Origin of the sequence: Methylomonas sp. TEB, from assembly GCF_047777895.1 — a bacterium.
Classification (GTDB): Bacteria; Pseudomonadota; Gammaproteobacteria; order Methylococcales; family Methylomonadaceae; genus Methylomonas.
Genome location: NZ_CP180476.1, coordinates 1,706,958 through 1,722,994, shown reverse-complemented (window position 1 = coordinate 1,722,994; position 16,037 = coordinate 1,706,958). Strand labels below are relative to the sequence as shown.

At 52.9% G+C, this 16,037-nt stretch carries 15 protein-coding genes; 13 read left to right on the top strand and 2 right to left on the bottom strand.

Annotation, left to right across the window (positions count from 1 at the left end; translation table 11 throughout):
- The first annotated feature begins 1 nt into the window (after nt 1).
- Genes ACMXD4_RS07825 through ACMXD4_RS07810 form a run of 4 tightly spaced genes read left to right on the top strand, consistent with a single transcriptional unit; the run spans nt 2 to nt 3,774 of the window.
- Entirely contained in the window at nt 2-1,906 is a 1,905-nt protein-coding gene (locus ACMXD4_RS07825) for a LapD/MoxY N-terminal periplasmic domain-containing protein (RefSeq protein WP_415880387.1), read from the top strand.
- Nucleotides 1,893-2,564: a transglutaminase-like cysteine peptidase gene (locus ACMXD4_RS07820; RefSeq protein WP_415880386.1), complete on the top strand. Its 672-nt coding sequence runs from the start codon at nt 1,893-1,895 to the stop codon at nt 2,562-2,564. Before ACMXD4_RS07825 ends, ACMXD4_RS07820 begins: the two co-directional genes overlap by 14 nt.
- Nucleotides 2,561-3,295, top strand: coding sequence for a M48 family metallopeptidase (locus tag ACMXD4_RS07815; protein WP_415880385.1), 735 nt, complete (start codon nt 2,561-2,563; stop codon nt 3,293-3,295). The genes ACMXD4_RS07820 and ACMXD4_RS07815 overlap by 4 nt, the downstream gene beginning before the upstream one ends.
- On the top strand, nt 3,295-3,774 hold the full coding sequence (locus tag ACMXD4_RS07810) for a protein disulfide oxidoreductase (protein WP_415880384.1): 480 nt from the start codon (nt 3,295-3,297) through the stop codon (nt 3,772-3,774). The genes ACMXD4_RS07815 and ACMXD4_RS07810 overlap by 1 nt, the downstream gene beginning before the upstream one ends.
- Nucleotides 3,775-3,797: 23 nt before the next feature.
- On the opposite strand, the gene ACMXD4_RS07805 is transcribed toward ACMXD4_RS07810, so the two are convergent.
- Both ACMXD4_RS07805 and ACMXD4_RS07800 read right to left on the bottom strand, forming a co-directional pair.
- Nucleotides 3,798-4,187: a PilZ domain-containing protein gene (locus tag ACMXD4_RS07805; RefSeq protein ID WP_415880383.1), complete on the bottom strand. Its 390-nt coding sequence runs from the start codon at nt 4,185-4,187 to the stop codon at nt 3,798-3,800.
- A gap of 4 nt (nt 4,188-4,191) precedes the next feature.
- Nucleotides 4,192-4,836 carry an FHA domain-containing protein gene (locus tag ACMXD4_RS07800; protein ID WP_415880382.1) on the bottom strand — a complete coding sequence of 215 codons (645 nt, stop codon included), beginning with the start codon at nt 4,834-4,836 and terminating at the stop codon, nt 4,192-4,194.
- 250 nt (nt 4,837-5,086) lie between these two features.
- Here ACMXD4_RS07800 and pta point away from each other — a divergent pair, with 250 nt between their 5' ends.
- From pta to ACMXD4_RS07755, 9 genes are all read left to right on the top strand, one after another.
- Complete coding sequence (gene pta, locus ACMXD4_RS07795; RefSeq protein WP_415880381.1) at nt 5,087-7,216, top strand: phosphate acetyltransferase; 2,130 nt, start codon at nt 5,087-5,089, stop codon at nt 7,214-7,216.
- A complete protein-coding gene (locus ACMXD4_RS07790) occupies nt 7,213-7,668 on the top strand; it encodes a DUF2380 domain-containing protein (protein ID WP_415880380.1) in 456 nt (151 codons plus the stop codon). The genes pta and ACMXD4_RS07790 overlap by 4 nt, the downstream gene beginning before the upstream one ends.
- Before the next feature lie 23 nt (nt 7,669-7,691).
- A complete protein-coding gene (locus tag ACMXD4_RS07785) occupies nt 7,692-8,897 on the top strand; it encodes an acetate/propionate family kinase (RefSeq protein WP_415880379.1) in 1,206 nt (401 codons plus the stop codon).
- Nucleotides 8,898-9,174: 277 nt separating this feature from the next.
- Nucleotides 9,175-11,205 carry a TonB-dependent receptor gene (locus ACMXD4_RS07780; protein WP_415880378.1) on the top strand — a complete coding sequence of 677 codons (2,031 nt, stop codon included), beginning with the start codon at nt 9,175-9,177 and terminating at the stop codon, nt 11,203-11,205.
- Nucleotides 11,206-11,285: 80 nt separating this feature from the next.
- Nucleotides 11,286-12,503: a zinc metallochaperone GTPase ZigA gene (gene zigA / locus ACMXD4_RS07775; RefSeq protein ID WP_415880377.1), complete on the top strand. Its 1,218-nt coding sequence runs from the start codon at nt 11,286-11,288 to the stop codon at nt 12,501-12,503.
- The gene (locus ACMXD4_RS07770; protein ID WP_415880376.1) at nt 12,496-12,741 is read left to right on the top strand and encodes a hypothetical protein; all 246 of its coding nucleotides are present in this window, start codon (nt 12,496-12,498) and stop codon (nt 12,739-12,741) included. The genes zigA and ACMXD4_RS07770 overlap by 8 nt, the downstream gene beginning before the upstream one ends.
- Nucleotides 12,738-13,523: a ZIP family metal transporter gene (locus tag ACMXD4_RS07765; RefSeq protein WP_415880375.1), complete on the top strand. Its 786-nt coding sequence runs from the start codon at nt 12,738-12,740 to the stop codon at nt 13,521-13,523. The genes ACMXD4_RS07770 and ACMXD4_RS07765 overlap by 4 nt, the downstream gene beginning before the upstream one ends.
- A 123-nt stretch (nt 13,524-13,646) precedes the next feature.
- Nucleotides 13,647-14,249 (top strand): DUF1826 domain-containing protein, encoded by a 603-nt coding sequence (locus ACMXD4_RS07760; RefSeq protein WP_415880821.1) that lies wholly within the window; start codon nt 13,647-13,649, stop codon nt 14,247-14,249.
- A 10-nt stretch (nt 14,250-14,259) separates the two neighbouring features.
- Nucleotides 14,260-16,005 carry a formylmethanofuran dehydrogenase subunit A gene (locus ACMXD4_RS07755; RefSeq protein WP_415880374.1) on the top strand — a complete coding sequence of 582 codons (1,746 nt, stop codon included), beginning with the start codon at nt 14,260-14,262 and terminating at the stop codon, nt 16,003-16,005.
- Nucleotides 16,006-16,037: the final 32 nt, after the last annotated feature.

Sequence of the window (16,037 nt, the reverse complement as noted above, 5' to 3'; positions counted from 1 at the left end):
AATGTCATTATCCAAACAATTGTTAATCCTGATATCCGCGCTGTTTTTGATGATCTTCAGTGTCAATTTCGCATTGAGCGTCAACAACATCAAGGACTATCTGGAAGGCGAATCAAAAAACCATGCCCAAGATACGGCCACCTCGCTGGGTCTATCGCTTAGCCCTTACATGGTTGATAACCGCGACCCGGTGATTAAAACCATGATGAGCGCCATTTTTGATATGGGTTATTACAAGGAAATCAGGCTGGTCGACGCCGACAACAAAGAGCTGGTAGCCCTGAGCAGCGACAAACGCATAGAAGGTGTGCCGGACTGGTTTACCGAACTGCTGCCCATGACATCGGCCACCGCCGAAAGCGAAATCAGCTCTGGCTGGAACATGAGCGGCGTGATCTACGTGACAGTCAACTCCGGCTACGCCTATTTAAAACTGTATGAGCAAGCCAAATCCGGATTTTATTATTCCCTGGCGGCATTTTTACTATCCATTGCCTTGTTAGCCTTGTTATTGCGCGTCACGCTGGCATCGCTAAGTAGAATCGATTTACTGGCTCAGCAGATCAGCGACGGCCATTTCGAAAGCATAGAAGCCTTGCCCTGGACCCGCGAAGTGCGCAACGTGGCGGCATCGATGAACACCATGTCGCATAAGATCAAAACTACGATAGCAGCGTTGCATGGCAAGCTGGATCAAATGGGCGCCAGCCTGTTACGCGATGACTTGACCGGGCTGTATAAAAAGTCCGTGTTCGAAACCGACATGAAGAATTTGGCATTGGAAGACGCCGATGCTTTTGTAGTTTTGATTAAAATCGATAGCTTGGTCGATCTGGTCAAAGAGCGCGACAGCGACGTGATCGATCAATTCTTACAAGCGTTTGCCGCCATCCTGGGAAAAATCGCCGATCTGGCTGGAGCACAAGCCGGCAAAGCTTATCGATTCTACGGCGCCGAATTTGCACTCGTGCTGAAACTTGGGAATTCGGAACAATTGGAAGGGTTGATGAAAACCTTGAGCAACGAAGTAACCGAATTAGGCGAACGTTACCAAAAAACCGATTTGGCCCACATTGGCGTGGTTGCTTTCAATCCGCTGCTGACCACCGAAATTTTATTGGAAGCCGCCCACGAAGCTTATGAACAAGCGCATCTGATCGGCACTAACAGTTATTTCATCCGCACCGGCGATAATTTTGCGCGTGATATTGCCACCTGGAAGGACTTGGTCTTCGATTGCGTCGATAACGACGGTTACTCGGTTTGGTATATTGGCCAGATCGCCGCATTCAGTAGCGGCGAACTGCTGATGGAAGAGGCTTTCATTCAGGTACACGATAAACAGGGCGGCCTGGTGGCCATCGGTCCATTCATCTCGATTGCCGAAAAATTCGCCAAAATCGTCGATCTGGATAAAGGTGTGATACGCATCGCGCTAGATCATATTCAACACAATCACATCGAGCACGCCATCGCCGTCAACGTATCGACCCGCACTATCAAAAACAGCGATTTCCGGCTCTGGTTGGAAAAACTAATCAAACAAAATCCGGCGGAAGCCAAAAAGCTGGTATTCAGTTTGTCGGCTTATGCCGTCGTCAAGGATATAGACGCCTATCAGGCCTTCATCGAAACCGTGCATCATTGGGGCGCGCGGGTGATGATCAAACGCTTCGAAACCCAATCCATGTCGGCGGAATTGGTCAAACGCCTGAAACCGGACTTTATCCGCCTGGCCCGCGACATCGGCAACGGCATCGACAGTTCCTCGCAAAAACACGCTTTTGTGCAAACCATGCAAGAAATTTCCACATTGCTGGATATTTCCATCTTGGCGGAAAACGTGCAATCGGATCAGGATTATCGCCGCTTAAAGGCGATAGGAATCGTCGGTGCCAGCCGTTAACAAGGGCGCACTCAACGCTGCCAAAATCGCTATTATCGCCTTCAGCCTGTGTTGCGGCATTGCGCTGGCAGCCGGCCTGTTAATCGATCAGAGCCTGCTGGATAGAGTGGAAAAAAAATACGGTGCGGCCGCCAAGCAACGTTTTGTGGACTGGCAAAGTTTGATCGAGAACGGCAAGAGCTGGCCTGAAGCGGAGAAATTGGAGCGGGTGAATAACTTTTTCAACGGTAACGTCGAGTTTGTTGACGATATTATCCTGTGGCAAAAAACCGATTACTGGGCGGCACCTACCGAGTTTCTGGCTAAAGGCGCCGGCGATTGCGAAGATTACTCCATCGCCAAATATTTTACTTTGGTGGAAATGGGCGTCGATGAAAGTAAATTGCGAATTACCTACGTCAAGGCTTTGGCACTGAATCAGGCGCACATGGTATTAACCTACTTCGACTCGCCGCGCGCAGTGCCCTTGGTGCTGGATAATCTGAAGCCGAGCATAGTCCCTGCTACGCAGCGCAGCGACTTGCAGCCCGTGTACAGCTTCAACGGTACCGGCTTATGGCTTGCCAAAAGCAAAGGCTCGGGGCAACATGTCGGCGGTTCGGACCGCTTAAGTATGTGGACCGAGCTTAAATTAAGAATGCTGGAATCGCCTTTTTGAACAAGCAAACCGCCCCCTTACCTTACAAGCTGCGCCGCAGCAGCCGGGCCAAAAACACCCGCATCGTGGTCACCGCCGGAAAAATAGAAGTGGTAGCCCCGCTCAAAGTGTCCGAACGGCGCATTCAGGATTTTGTGCATGCCCAAAAAGACTGGATAGAAGCCGCACTAAAGCGCGTCGCCGGCAGAGTGCAAACCGCCGCCCCCAAGCTAGCACCAAGCGAGTATCGGGATGGCGCGCACATACCCTACCAAGGCCGCCGCTTACCGCTAAAAATCACCACCGGCAAAGCCAAAACGGTCCGCATCGAGTTGCTTAACGACGAGATGTTTTGGGTGAAATTACCGGTTGGGATTGTCGATGAACAATACTCCGCACTGATCCAGCAAGCTTTGATCCGCTGGATGAAAAACCAGGCTAAACAGCATGTCCAGCAATGGGTCGATCTGCACGCGCCGCGCTTTGCCCTGTTTCCTCGCAGCATCCGCATCAAAACCCAAAAAAGCCGCTGGGGCAGCTGCGGTCCGCAAAACGACATCAATATGAATTGGCTACTGCTGCTGGCTCCGGCCGCCGTTTTGGAATACGTGGTAGTCCACGAACTTTGCCACATCAAACACAAAAATCATTCTCCGGCGTTTTGGCAATTGGTTGGCGAACACCTACCCGACTTTAAGCGGCGCCGGCTCTGGCTAAAGCAACACGGCGCCAGCGTGATGCAAGGCTTGTAATGCTGAAAAAGTTGGGATTTTATATATTTGCGGCACTGTTTATCTTTGCGGGGCAATTTTTAGTCCATCAGGATTTGGTCAGCGGCACCCCGCCGCCCATAGTGCAAACCACGCTGACCGGCGAAAACCCCATGCCACGCATAAATAAAGGACCGACTGTGTTGTATTTCTGGGCGGAATGGTGCGGGATATGCCGAAGCATGCAGGGCAGCATCAGCAATATAATGCGGGATTATCCGGGATTAACGGTAGCGGTGCGCTCCGGTGACGACGGCACATTACAGAACTATCTGAACGAGAAACAACTGAACTGGCCGATTGTGAACGACAACAACGGCAATCTCGGTCAACGCTATGGGATTAGAGGCGTGCCGGCTGTATTTTTTATTAACGCCGCCGGCGAGATTGTCTTTACGACAGTAGGCTATACGTCGGAATGGGGTATGCGTATTAGACTTTGGCTGGCAGGATTGAGTTAACTATATCGAGGTAACCATCCGGATTAATGATCGGCTTGTTCAGCCAAATCACCCAGGGCCGCCAATTCCCGCTCCAGCAACTCGCTATCGCCCAGGTTGAGTTCCACCAATCGGCGTAAGTTAGAAATGCTATCTATATCGATATGTACGCATTTAAAACCCACCCTGTTGGCATCGGCATGGGTGGCGGCCACTTCCATACTGATACTGATTTCTTCGGATAAATCGAATTTCAAGTTATATAAGGTATCGGCCTGACCGGCTAAGGGCTGCTCACAATCCAACAGGCAACCGCGCAGGGACAGATCAATAATTTTGCAAGGATAGGTTTGCCCCGAACCGGTTAACACAGCGCCCGTATGGTAAAAAATCCTATGAAAACGGCGTTTATCATCGTTTTTTTCAAATGTCATACGCTTAATCCAAGAAAAATTGCATTGAGGTACTGTCAACGACAATCACATCGTTGCGCTGCAACTGTACGGTGCGGTCGCCCAGGGGCTCGTCGTTAATCGCCAGACCCTCATGTCCTTGCAAGGCGGAAAGGAAATAGCCGTCCTTGCGTCTGGCTATCACAATAACCCCTGCACCTTCATGGCCCAGGCGGGTCATGGCTTTCTTCAAGCGCAGAATTCGACCGATATGGATGCCATTCAACACTTGCAAATTGGCTTCGGGGGATTTGACGGCATCTTCCAGCTTTTCATTTAAGGCCCGCACGTCTGCATCGCCAAAGTCGGCTGGCGTCGATACCAGGACTTTTTCCGAAAATTCATCGGTCGTGTTGAAGACAATATAGTGCTTGCCGATATTGATGATGTCGTTGTTTTGCAGACTCCATTCTTTGGTGTGCTGATCGTTGACCAACAGCGGAAATTTTTCGTTCAATTGCTTGAGAACGCAATTGCCATCTTTAATCACGGCAACGGCATGCGCGGGCGCGACGGCAAGACTATCAACCACTAGGTCATTGGTTTCATCACGACCAATATGCACTACACCAGAATCAAAAACACCTGTATGGATTGCATTGTCTTTAAAATAAACGGTAAATTTCGCCATCTCTGTTGTTCAAGTAATCCCTGCGCCCGGCTAGTAGTATAGCCATTAAAGCCAAGCTTGCAGATTAATCAATAATTATTTTGATATTACATTATTTTTTAAATCCAAACCTATGATAGCCAAAGACTATTTGCATGCTTCTAACACGTCCGCGGTGTCCGAATAAATAAAAATATACAGTCGCCAAGCGGCGCGCCATGTGGCAACATCCACGGTTAGACTTTCCCATCAATACATTAAGTCATCAATCATGAATCCAACTCAGCCCCATGCACCAAGCGAGCCCTTGATTTCGCAAGACATCTATATTGCCGGTGTCGACGAGGGTAACGGTAAATCCTTGATCATGTTGGCCATCATCGAAATGTTATCCGGCTACGCCGACAATATCGGTTTTTTTCGGCCCATTATTCAAAGCGATACCGACAAAGACGATTTGATTCAATTCATTAGCCACCGCTATCAGCTCTCCACACCCTACGATGCCATGTATGGATGTACCAGCGCGGAAGCCAGGCAGCTCTTGGCAAACGAACAGTACGACGAACTGCTGAAAACCATTCTGGCTAAATACCGGGCCTTAAAGGCCCGTTGCGATCATGTGCTCTGTGTCGGCAGCGACTATCGACACGGCAACGCCATTTCCGAATTCGATTTCAACGCCGATGTCGCCAACAATTTGGGCTGCCTGATGATGCCGGTTATGCAGGGCGAAAATCGTAGCGACGAACAAATTTTAAACGGTTTGGCCAGCCTGAAACATTCCATGCACGAGCACGATTGCGAATCGCTGGCCACAGTCATCATCGGTGTCGCGCAAAATCAAATTGCCAGCCTACGCCACAGCTTGAATCATTCCAACGAATTTCCGGTGTACGTGGTGCCTGCCGAATCGTCCCTGGAAAAACCCACCATCGGCAACATTGCCAAGGTCATCGGCGCGAAAGTGTTTTCCGGCGAAAACGCCACCATGAGCCGCGAGGTTTACCACTACAAAGTGGCGGCCATGTTGGTGCCGGACTTTCTGGACTATGTTGAAACCGGCGACTTGATCATCACGCCTGGCGATAGATCGGACATCATCATGGCCAGCCTGATGGCCTACAACTCCAGTAACTATCCGCAGATCGCCGGCTTGATATTAACCGGCCACCAACAGCCTGCCCCGCAAGTGCAAAAATTGATCGACGGTCTGGGCGGCACACCGTTTGCGGTACTCGGCGTCGATTCCGACACCTTCACCACGGCTATGCAGGTCAGCCAGGTCACCGCCCGCCTGCATTCGCAAGATGACCGGAAGATTGCCACCGCACTGGGATTAATCGAAAGTAACATGAATATGGTGGAACTGCGGCTGCGGCTGTGCAGCAAGGTTTCGCATAAAACCACGCCGCTGATGTTCGAGTACGATTTGCTGCAGCGCGCCAAGGCCAAGAAGCAGCATATCGTGCTACCGGAAGGTAATGAAGAACGGATTCTGCGGGCGGCGGAGATTTTGCTGCTACGCGATGTCGTGAAAATCACCCTGCTGGGTAACGAAGCTGAGATCCGCCAGAAAATTCAGGCGATGGCTTTGAAGATGGACAATGTCAACATCATCGACCCGATTAAATCGGATCTGCGGCCCTTATTCGCGGAAACCTATTACCAGGCCCGCAAACATCGGTGCATCGTTTACGACACCGCCTTCGATTTAATGGCCGATCCCAGCTATTTCGGGACCTTGATGATCCATCTTTCTTATGCCGACGGCATGGTATCCGGCGCGGTGCATTCGACGCAACATACCATTCGTCCGGCCTTCGAAATCATCAAAACCAAACCGGGCGCGTCCATTGTTTCCAGCGTGTTTTTTATGTGCCTGGAAGATCGCGTATTGGTTTATGGCGATTGTGCGGTGATTCCCAACCCCAACGCCGCGCAATTGGCCGACATCGCGATTAACGCCGCCGAAACGGCACGCATGTTCAACATCGAGCCGCGCGTTGCCATGCTGTCCTACTCCACCGGCGAATCCGGCAAGGGTGAGGCGGTGGATAAGGTCAGAGACGCGGTCAAAATCGCCCAAAGCCTGCGTCCGGACCTACAACTGGAAGGCCCGATGCAATACGATGCCGCCGTGGACACCAGCGTTGCTAAAACCAAACTACCCGACAGCCAAGTCGCCGGCCGCGCCACAGTATTGATTTTTCCGGACCTGAATACCGGCAACAACACTTATAAAGCGGTACAGCGTTCCTCCGGCGCAATTGCTGTCGGCCCCATCCTGCAAGGCTTGAACAAACCAGTCAATGATTTAAGCCGCGGCTGCACAGTGACAGACATCGTCAACACCGTCGTCATCACCGCGATTCAAGCCCAGGAAGCCGACAAAACATGATGTATAAAACGCTATCAAGCAGTTTACTGTTTTGCCTTCTGAGCTTTAATTTACAGGCACAGACCCGCATCGCCGTCTTGGATTTTGAATTGAAAGACCTGACACTGGCACCCGGCGTCCCCGCTGAATTGCAAAGAACCGCGTCAATCAAACCGCTGCTGGAGCAGGAATTAGCCCGCGCCGGCTATCTAATCGTAGCCATACCGAACCAGGCACAGCAAGCCGACTACATTTTGATCGGACGGTTACATAAACCCAGCTTTTTATTCGCATATCTAATGGGGCGTTTGGTCAAGGTAGACAATGGTAGATTGGTCGGCGATTACATTGCCGAATCCAAAGGCCCCAACGCCAGCCTGACCATCAAAGCCGTGGAAAGCCTGACCACGAAAATCGATCATGATCTGGAGCGCCGCTACAGCCCACCGCCACCGGCAAAGCTTGTCCATTAATCGCCAACTTCTTCGAGATATTCATGAAAATCCTGGTGCTCAACGCGGGCAGTTCATCGGTTAAATACAGCTTATTCGAGATGTCTGATCGCTCGGTGCTGATCGCCGGTATCATCGAACGTATCGGCGAAGATGCCGCTAGCCATAGTTATGCGCTGGCGAATAATGACCGGACACGCGACGAAATCAATTGCCGCAACCATCAACAAGCCTTGCAATTGTTGTTCGAAACACTGGCTGCCTGCCGCGTGTTAAACGACCGTCGCGAACTGGCCGGCATTGGTCATCGGGTGGTACATGGCGGCGAACATTTTCGTGAACCGGCCTTAATCGATGCGCAAGTGATGCAGCGCATTGCCGAAGTGATCCCATTGGCGCCGCTGCATAACCCTGCCAATCTGTTGGGGATTGAAGAAGCCATCCGGCAAATGGGCGAGACACCGCAGGTGGCGGTATTCGATACGGCGTTTCATCTAACCCTGCCGGATTATGCCTACCGCTATCCCCTGCCCGAAAATCTTTACACGGATCATGGTGTGCGACGTTACGGCTTCCACGGTACCTCGCACCGCTATGTTGCCGAGCAAGCCGCGCAGTATCTTGGCACACCGTTGTCTGAGACCAATCTGATCACTTTACACCTGGGTAACGGTGCCAGCGTCACCGCCATCCAAAACGGTCGGAGTATCGATACATCGATGGGTATGACGCCGCTGGAAGGTTTGATGATGGGCAGCCGCTGCGGCGACATCGATCCGGCCATCCATTTTTATCTAAGCCGCACACTGAATTTGTCCAACGCGGCTATCGAAACCCTGTTAAACAAAGAAAGCGGCTGCAAAGGCGTTTGCGGCGAAAACGATATGCGGGCGATACACCGGATGGCGGAAGCCGGCGACGATCACGCCCGGCTGGCATTAGCGATGTACGCCTATCGCATCAAAAAATACATCGGCGCTTATTTTGCGGTGCTGGGCCGGGTCGATGCCTTGGTATTTACCGGCGGCATCGGCGAGAACGACGCCTGGCTGCGCGAACACGTCTGTCTAGAAATGCAAATCTTCGGTATTGCCTTGGACCCGGAAAGAAACCAAAAACCGGTGAAACCATGCGACAACATCAGCCCAGCCAACGCCGGCGTGGCGATATTGGTGATTGCCACGAACGAGGAATTGGAAATTGCCATCCAGGCCCAGCAATGCCTGGAACAAAAGCATGCCCTAAATTAGCCGGCCTTAGGCGCAAACTACTAGGCGTTATCAACACAACCGGGAAGAAGCATTTCATCTCGCGGCTCAAAGAAACATTTCCGTAACATTTCAACCCTATGATCTCGAAAGCGGTCCGCACCGCCCTTCGGGATTGTTACTGTCAGTTTGTTGTTTTCACAACGCTTCAAACTCAAATCTTCAAATAGGCCGCAAAAAAAACCAATGTGATAATATTGCATTCATGTGCGTTACAATATAACATCTTTGCACATCTTTACTGACTGCTCTACTTCTCATGAAAAAAACCGCTGCCCTAATTTTAATGCTGCCATCCCCGGTTTTGTTGGCCGAAGAACTTGCGATTCAAGCACTAGACGAAATTATCGTCACGGCACCGCTGCAAGATAAAAAATCGGACAGTCCGGTACCGGTCACCGTGTTGAGCGACGACGATTTACGTATGAAGACCGGCCACAGCATCGGCGATACTTTAAAAAACGAATTGGGTATCAGCAGCCAATCTTTCGGCCCCGGCGTCGGCACCCCGGTGATACGCGGCCAGGCCGGCCCGAGGGTGAGAGTCTTGAGCAACGGCATCGGCAGCAATGATGTCTCGGCGATCAGCCCAGACCACGCCACCAGCGTCGAACCGCTGCTGGCGGAGCGCATCGAAGTCCTGCGCGGCCCGGCCACCCTACTCTACGGCAGCGGCGCGATGGGCGGCGTGGTTAACGTCATCGATAACCGCATCCCAGGCCGCCAGTTCGACAAACTGGTAGGTGCGGCGCTCGAACAACGCTTCGATTCCACTTCCGATGAAACCAGCACCACGATGAAAGTCGAGGGCGGCAAGGACAACATCGCTTACCACCTGGACGGTTTTTACCGCCACCGCAACAATCTGGACATCGGCGGCAGCGGCATAGACACCGCTAAAGTGGCCATCACCGATCCCAGCTTGGCGATTGTCGACAACCCCAAAGGCTATCTAAACAACACCGGCGCCGAAGCGATCAGCGGCTCGGCCGGCTTGTCCTGGATCGGTGCCCCCGGTTTTGCGGGCGTATCCATCAATAATCTAAATAACAATTACGCCATCGCGCCAGACGGCACAGGTGATGAAACCGTGCGCATCGCGATGCGGCAAACCAAATACGATTTTAAGAGCGAACTGAACAATCCGTTCCGTTTCGCGAAAAGTCTGCGCACCCGGCTGGGTTACACCGATTACCAACACACCGAAATTGCCAACGGCGAGCCCGGCGCTTATTACACCAACCAGTCTTACGAAGGCCGCATGGAAATGGCTCACCAGGACCTGGGACCGTTGCGCGGCGTGGTGGGTTTTCAAGCCCAAGCCAGCGATTTTAATGCGATCGAAAAACTCACCGGCGACAGCATCGTCCCGCGTTCGGACATCAGCAGTTACGGTGTATTTGCCGTGGAATCGTTCGATATTGGCGCGGTGACCTATCAACTCGGCACGCGCGTCGAACAAACCGATATTCGCCCGGACGGTTTCGCCAATCTCAGCTACACCCCGGTCAGTGCTTCGGCATCCGCGGTATGGAAGCTGGATAATCGCAACAGCCTGAACCTGGCAGTCACGCGCTCCGCGCGCGCGCCGCAGGTCCAAGAATTGCTGTCTGACGGCTACCATGACGCCACTCGCAGTTACGACAGAGGCGACCTGGGTTTAAGAGAAGAAACGGCCTACAACCTGGATCTGGGTTACCGCTTCAAAACCGACTGGTTACGCGCTGAATTCGACTTATTCCACAACTGGGCTAGCGATTATATTTTCCAGCAACGTAGCGGCGAATTCGTTGATCAAGACGGCAATCCCTGCGTAGCGGATTGCGTGCCTTTGGTTACCAGCGGACAACACGACGCCATCTTCAAAGGCTACGAAGCCAAACTGATTATGCCCATGATGGAAAACCAGGTCGGCTTATTAGAGATGACCTTATTCAGCGACTACACCCGCGGCGAATTTCTCAACGGCAGCGACGTACCGCGCATGCCGCCCTTGCGCTACGGCCTACAACTGGATTTCAACCGGGACAAATTATCCACCTATTTGCGCTTTACCCGTGCCGAATCTCAGCCCCATGCCGGCGATTTCGAAACTTCCACCGCGGGCTATTTCTTGCTGAATGTCGGCGCCAACTATCAGGTCCAGGCCTATAAAGACGCTAAACTGATGGTGTTCGCCAAAGGTAACAACTTGCTGGATCAAAACATCCGCAACTCGACATCTTACTTGCGAAACTTTGCGCCGGAAGCCGGACGCGGCGCGGAAGTCGGCTTTAGAGTCAGTTATTAGAACGCTGAAACCGGCGCTGTTTTTTTCGACAGCGCCTTTTTTTGGCCAAGCAAACGCTACAATATATCATCCAAAACATCATGACCCTCGCATCCGCACCAGCCAAACAACTCCCTGTCACCGTACTGTCCGGCTTCCTGGGTGCGGGTAAAACCACCTTGTTGAACCACATCCTCAACAATCGGGAGGATTTAAGAGTGGCCGTAATTGTCAACGACATGAGCGAGGTGAATATCGATGCGGCAACGGTCAAAAACCAAGTACAACTGAATCGTGGCCAGGAAAAACTGGTCGAAATGAGCAACGGGTGCATTTGCTGCACGCTACGCGAGGACTTGCTGATCGAGGTCGGCAACTTGGCCAAGGATGGCCGCTTTGATTACTTGGTAATCGAATCCACCGGCATTGCTGAGCCTTTGCCGATTGCGGAAACCTTCACGTTTCGCGACGAACAGGGATTGAGTTTATCGGACATTGCCCGCCTGGATACGTTGGTGACCGTGGTGGACGCGGTCAACTTTATGCGCAATTACCTGGAAGCCTTGAGTTTAAAAGAAACCGGCGAATCACTCGGCGAAGACGACGCACGTAACGTCGCCGATTTGCTGGTCGATCAAATTGAATTTGCCAATGTCATTCTGATTTCCAAAATAGATCTGATCGCCAGCGACGAGCTTATCAACCTAAAAGCGGTGTTACACAGCCTCAACCCCGATGCGGAAATCCTCCCTATCGTGATGGGTCGGGTCGATTTACACAAAGTGCTCGACACTGGCCTGTTCGATTTCGAAAAAGCCGAGCAAGCCCCAGGCTGGTTAAAAGAATTGCGGGGCGAACATAAACCGGAGACCGAGGAATACGGCATAAGCAGCTTCGTTTACACCGCCCGGCGCCCCTTTCATCCGCAGCGCTTCTATGATCATCTGCACCACGGCGATTGGGATAACGGCACTTTGTTGCGTTCCAAAGGCTTTTTCTGGTTGGCATCGCGCCCTGATCACGCCGGCAGCTGGTCACAAGCGGGCGGCGTGATGCACCATGGTTTGGCGGGTCGCTGGTGGGCGACAGTACCGCGCCAGGAATGGCCGCAAGACTATCTGCTGGACATCCAGTCACAATGGGCCGAACCTTTCGGCGACTGCCGCCAAGAACTGGTGTTTATCGGTCAAAACCTCAATGCCGACCAAGTGCGCCGCGAATTGGACGAGTGCCTGTTAACCGACGCCGAACTGGCAGCCGGCCCGGCAGTTTGGCGACACTATCAAGATGAATTTCCGCAGTGGTTTGCCGATGGCTAGCATCGACAGCTTTCTGCATATCATCGGCATTGGATTGTTGCTTATTCTGGCCATTGTCTTGCCCTTGATTGACAGACCGCCCACCAAACGTGTGCTGTCAAAACTGTTTTTGACTGTGTTGGGGTTCATGCTGGCGCATTTTGCTACCCATGCCTTGCCGAACAAATTAGCCGGATTTATTTACAGTTCCCAGCACGCATACCACTCGCTCAAAGCCAAAACACCCCATCGCACATGACTATCGCTATCAGCACTATGGCCGGCGCCATCGCGGCCTGTCTCGCCGTCAGCCTTTGCTCGTTGTCCAGCTTATTTGCATTGTGGTTGAAACCCGACACCTTGCATCGGGTAGTACCGTATCTAGTCGCGCTGGCAGTCGGCGTACTCCTGGGCGATGCTTTTATTCATTTGATCCCCGATGCCATAGACCGCCACGGCAGCGTCAGCGATGTCTGCCTGACGGTATTAGTGGGTGTATTCGGTTTCTTTGTATTGGAAAAATTGGTGCGCTGGCGGCACGACCATAATGTCGACAGCACGCCAACCGGTGCCGAGGTCATGCCATTGGCTAAAATGAATCTGATCGGCGATGCCATGCACAACTTCGTCGACGGCATCTTGATTGCCGGCAGCTTTCTGGCCGATCCGGCACTGGGATTGACCACCACCTTGGCCATTATCGCCCACGAAGTCCCGCAAGAACTGGGCGATGTCGGCGCCCTGCTGCGCGGCGGCTATGCACCCAAGCAAGCCGTACTCTACAACTTTTATTGCTCGCTGACCGTTTTGCCGGGAGCGATTTTTACCTTGTTACTCAGCCAGTTAGCCGAATCTTCCTTGTCGCTGCTGTTACCCATCGCTGCCGGCGGCTTTATTTATATCGCCGCCTCCGATCTGATTCCGGTATTACACGAACCATGCAGTTTTTCCAGCCTGAGCGGACAAACCGCCGCGTTTGGTTTCGGCATCGTGTTTATGCAATTCATCGTATTTTTCGAACAGTTCCTGATCGCTAATTAAGGAGTTTTTGTGTTTGCCCGCATACCCTTTCGTCAATCATCCCTGTCGCCGTTAACCGGCCCCACATCCTTCCAGCCCGTTTCGTATCGGCCATCGACCCGCACCGTCGTCTCCACAAACTTCGTGGATTTGACACGCATCTACGAGGACGACGTGAACTTTTGCTTAATAGAACGACCATTGCCGGCCACCATTGAAGGCTTTATCTATCAAGCCTTGAAGCTATTCGGCCCCTTGGAACTCAGTCAGCCCGTCAATCCATCCGAATTCAACTATACAAACCTGTGGCCCCAAGCCAGCCAACTCGATGGCTATGACACATGGCTGGCAGACATCAAACTATTGACGACGGCGTTCTGCGAGCTATTCGAACTCAAGCAAGCCGGCTTGCGCCTAAGGACCTTGAAAACCGCCATGTGTCCGCGCTTTCACGTGGATAGAGTGCCCGCGCGGATGATTTGTAGTTACGGCGGCATCGGCACCGAATGGCTACCGGAATATGCGCTGGATCGACGAAAATTGGGGATGGGCAGTGGCGGCCTGGATGATGCGCAGTCCGGTTTGATCGTCGACCAAACCGCCATTCGGCGCATGCCCGCCTATGCCGTGGGCCTGATGAAAGGCGAAGCCTGGGAAGGTAACGAAGGCCAAGGTTTTGTGCATCGATCACCTACGCCAACGGCGGTGCAGCCGCGGCGCTTGGTACTGACGCTGGATATGCTGTGAGGGCCGACCATTGCTGATCAAATTAGCAGGCGGACACCTCTACGATCCCGCACAAAACCGGCAAGGTGAATCGCACGATCTATTTATCCGTGATGGCGTAATCACAGCCGACCCGGGCCTCGACGCCAAGTTCGATCAGGTGTACGACGTATCCGGCCATATCGTCATGGCCGGGGCGATAGATATTCACAGCCATATTGCCGGCGGCAACGTCAACACCGCACGGCTGCTGTTACCCGAACAACACCGTAATCATGTCGCGCGGCGGTTGCGAGTCGCCTCTGGCCGCACTAGCCTGCCAGATTACAAGGACGCTCCCGACGACTATGTGGATCATCCGTTCAGCAACGCGAAGTGGTCGACCACCGACACCGGCTACCGTTACGCGCGCATGGGTTATACCACGGTCGTCGAACCCGCCATGTTGCCGATCAATGCGCTGGATGTGCATTTACAAATGGCCGACATTCCGATCCTGGATACGGCGGCACTGGCCATTCTGGGTAACGACGATTTGCTGCTGCGAATGATGCGCGCCAAAGCCAGCCAAAACCAAATCAATGATTACGTGGCCTGGACTTTACAGGCCACCCGCGCGCTCGGCTTAAAAGTCATCAATGCCGGCGGCGCAAACGCCTTTAAGAGCAACGTCCGCCAGTTTGATTTGGATGACATCGTACCCGACTACGGCGTCAGTTCCCGGCAGATTCTGCAAACCTTGCAAACCGCCGTCTGTCAGCTCCGGGTGCCGCATCCGGTACATGTGCATTGCAACAACCTAGGTATCCCCGGCAATGTCGACACTATCGTCGCCACCATGGAAGCCGCACAAGGATTGCCGATGCATTTAGCCCACGTGCAGTTTTATGCGTACGGCAAGGAAGGCGCCAAAGGGTTTTCCTCCGCGGCTGCGCAACTTCTGGAAGCGTTCAACCGCCATCCGAATATCACCATGGATGTCGGTCAAGTGTTGTTCGGGCAGACCGTAACTATTTCCGGCGACGTCATCGCTCAATATAGTCGCCATGCTGACGCCAGTCCCAGCAAATGGGTGATGTGGGATGCCGAGTGCGAAGGCTCCGGCGGCGTGGTGCCTTACCGCTACCGGGAAGCCAGTTTCGTCAATACCTTGCAATGGGCCATCGGCTTGGAGCTGTTTTTGCTGGCCGAAGCGCCGGAACGCTTATTCTTCACCACCGACCATCCGAACGGGGCGCCGTTTACCGCCTACCCCGAACTGATCCGCTTATTGATGGACGCCGATTACCGACTAGCCTATATGGCGCGTTTAAACCAGGAAGCACTGGCTTTGACCTTGCTGCCCAACCTGAAACGCGAATTTAGCTTAAACGAGATCGCCATCATGACTCGCAGCGCCGCCGCCAATTTGCTGGGGCTTTACGATCGCGGTCATCTGGCGCCGGGGGCTAAGGCCGATATCGCCGTCTACAACCCGCAAGGGGTTGGAACCTGCGACCAGCTGACGGGTGTATTCGCCGCGCGTCCGCAAGCAGATATTGCGGCTATGTTCGGCAACGCCGCGCTGCTGTTCAAAAACGGTGAGCTGGTGGTGCGAGACGGCGCCGTCGTGGCCCGCCCGGCCGGTCGCGCCCAAACCCTGCAACCCAATTTCGATGCCGGCATTACTCGGGCCGTGCAACAGCATTTCAACCAGTTTTACAGCTTAAAACTCAGTAACTTCGCAGTCAACGACGCCGACTTTACCAAGCAAGCCCGGTTTCACGTGCACGGTTGAAACGCAAATGCACACAATCACACCAGCATGCA

What these genes read in the sequence shown, in the direction of transcription:
- ACMXD4_RS07825 (WP_415880387.1), top strand. Translation starts at nt 2, where the DNA reads ATGTCATTATCCAAACAATTGTTAATCCTGATATCCGCGCTGTTTTTG.
- ACMXD4_RS07810 (WP_415880384.1), top strand. Translation starts at nt 3,295, where the DNA reads ATGCTGAAAAAGTTGGGATTTTATATATTTGCGGCACTGTTTATCTTT.
- ACMXD4_RS07805 (WP_415880383.1), bottom strand. Translation starts at nt 4,187, where the DNA reads ATGACATTTGAAAAAAACGATGATAAACGCCGTTTTCATAGGATTTTT.
- ACMXD4_RS07800 (WP_415880382.1), bottom strand. Translation starts at nt 4,836, where the DNA reads ATGGCGAAATTTACCGTTTATTTTAAAGACAATGCAATCCATACAGGT.
- pta (WP_415880381.1), top strand. Translation starts at nt 5,087, where the DNA reads ATGAATCCAACTCAGCCCCATGCACCAAGCGAGCCCTTGATTTCGCAA.
- ACMXD4_RS07790 (WP_415880380.1), top strand. Translation starts at nt 7,213, where the DNA reads ATGATGTATAAAACGCTATCAAGCAGTTTACTGTTTTGCCTTCTGAGC.
- ACMXD4_RS07785 (WP_415880379.1), top strand. Translation starts at nt 7,692, where the DNA reads ATGAAAATCCTGGTGCTCAACGCGGGCAGTTCATCGGTTAAATACAGC.
- ACMXD4_RS07780 (WP_415880378.1), top strand. Translation starts at nt 9,175, where the DNA reads ATGAAAAAAACCGCTGCCCTAATTTTAATGCTGCCATCCCCGGTTTTG.
- zigA (WP_415880377.1), top strand. Translation starts at nt 11,286, where the DNA reads ATGACCCTCGCATCCGCACCAGCCAAACAACTCCCTGTCACCGTACTG.
- ACMXD4_RS07770 (WP_415880376.1), top strand. Translation starts at nt 12,496, where the DNA reads ATGGCTAGCATCGACAGCTTTCTGCATATCATCGGCATTGGATTGTTG.
- ACMXD4_RS07765 (WP_415880375.1), top strand. Translation starts at nt 12,738, where the DNA reads ATGACTATCGCTATCAGCACTATGGCCGGCGCCATCGCGGCCTGTCTC.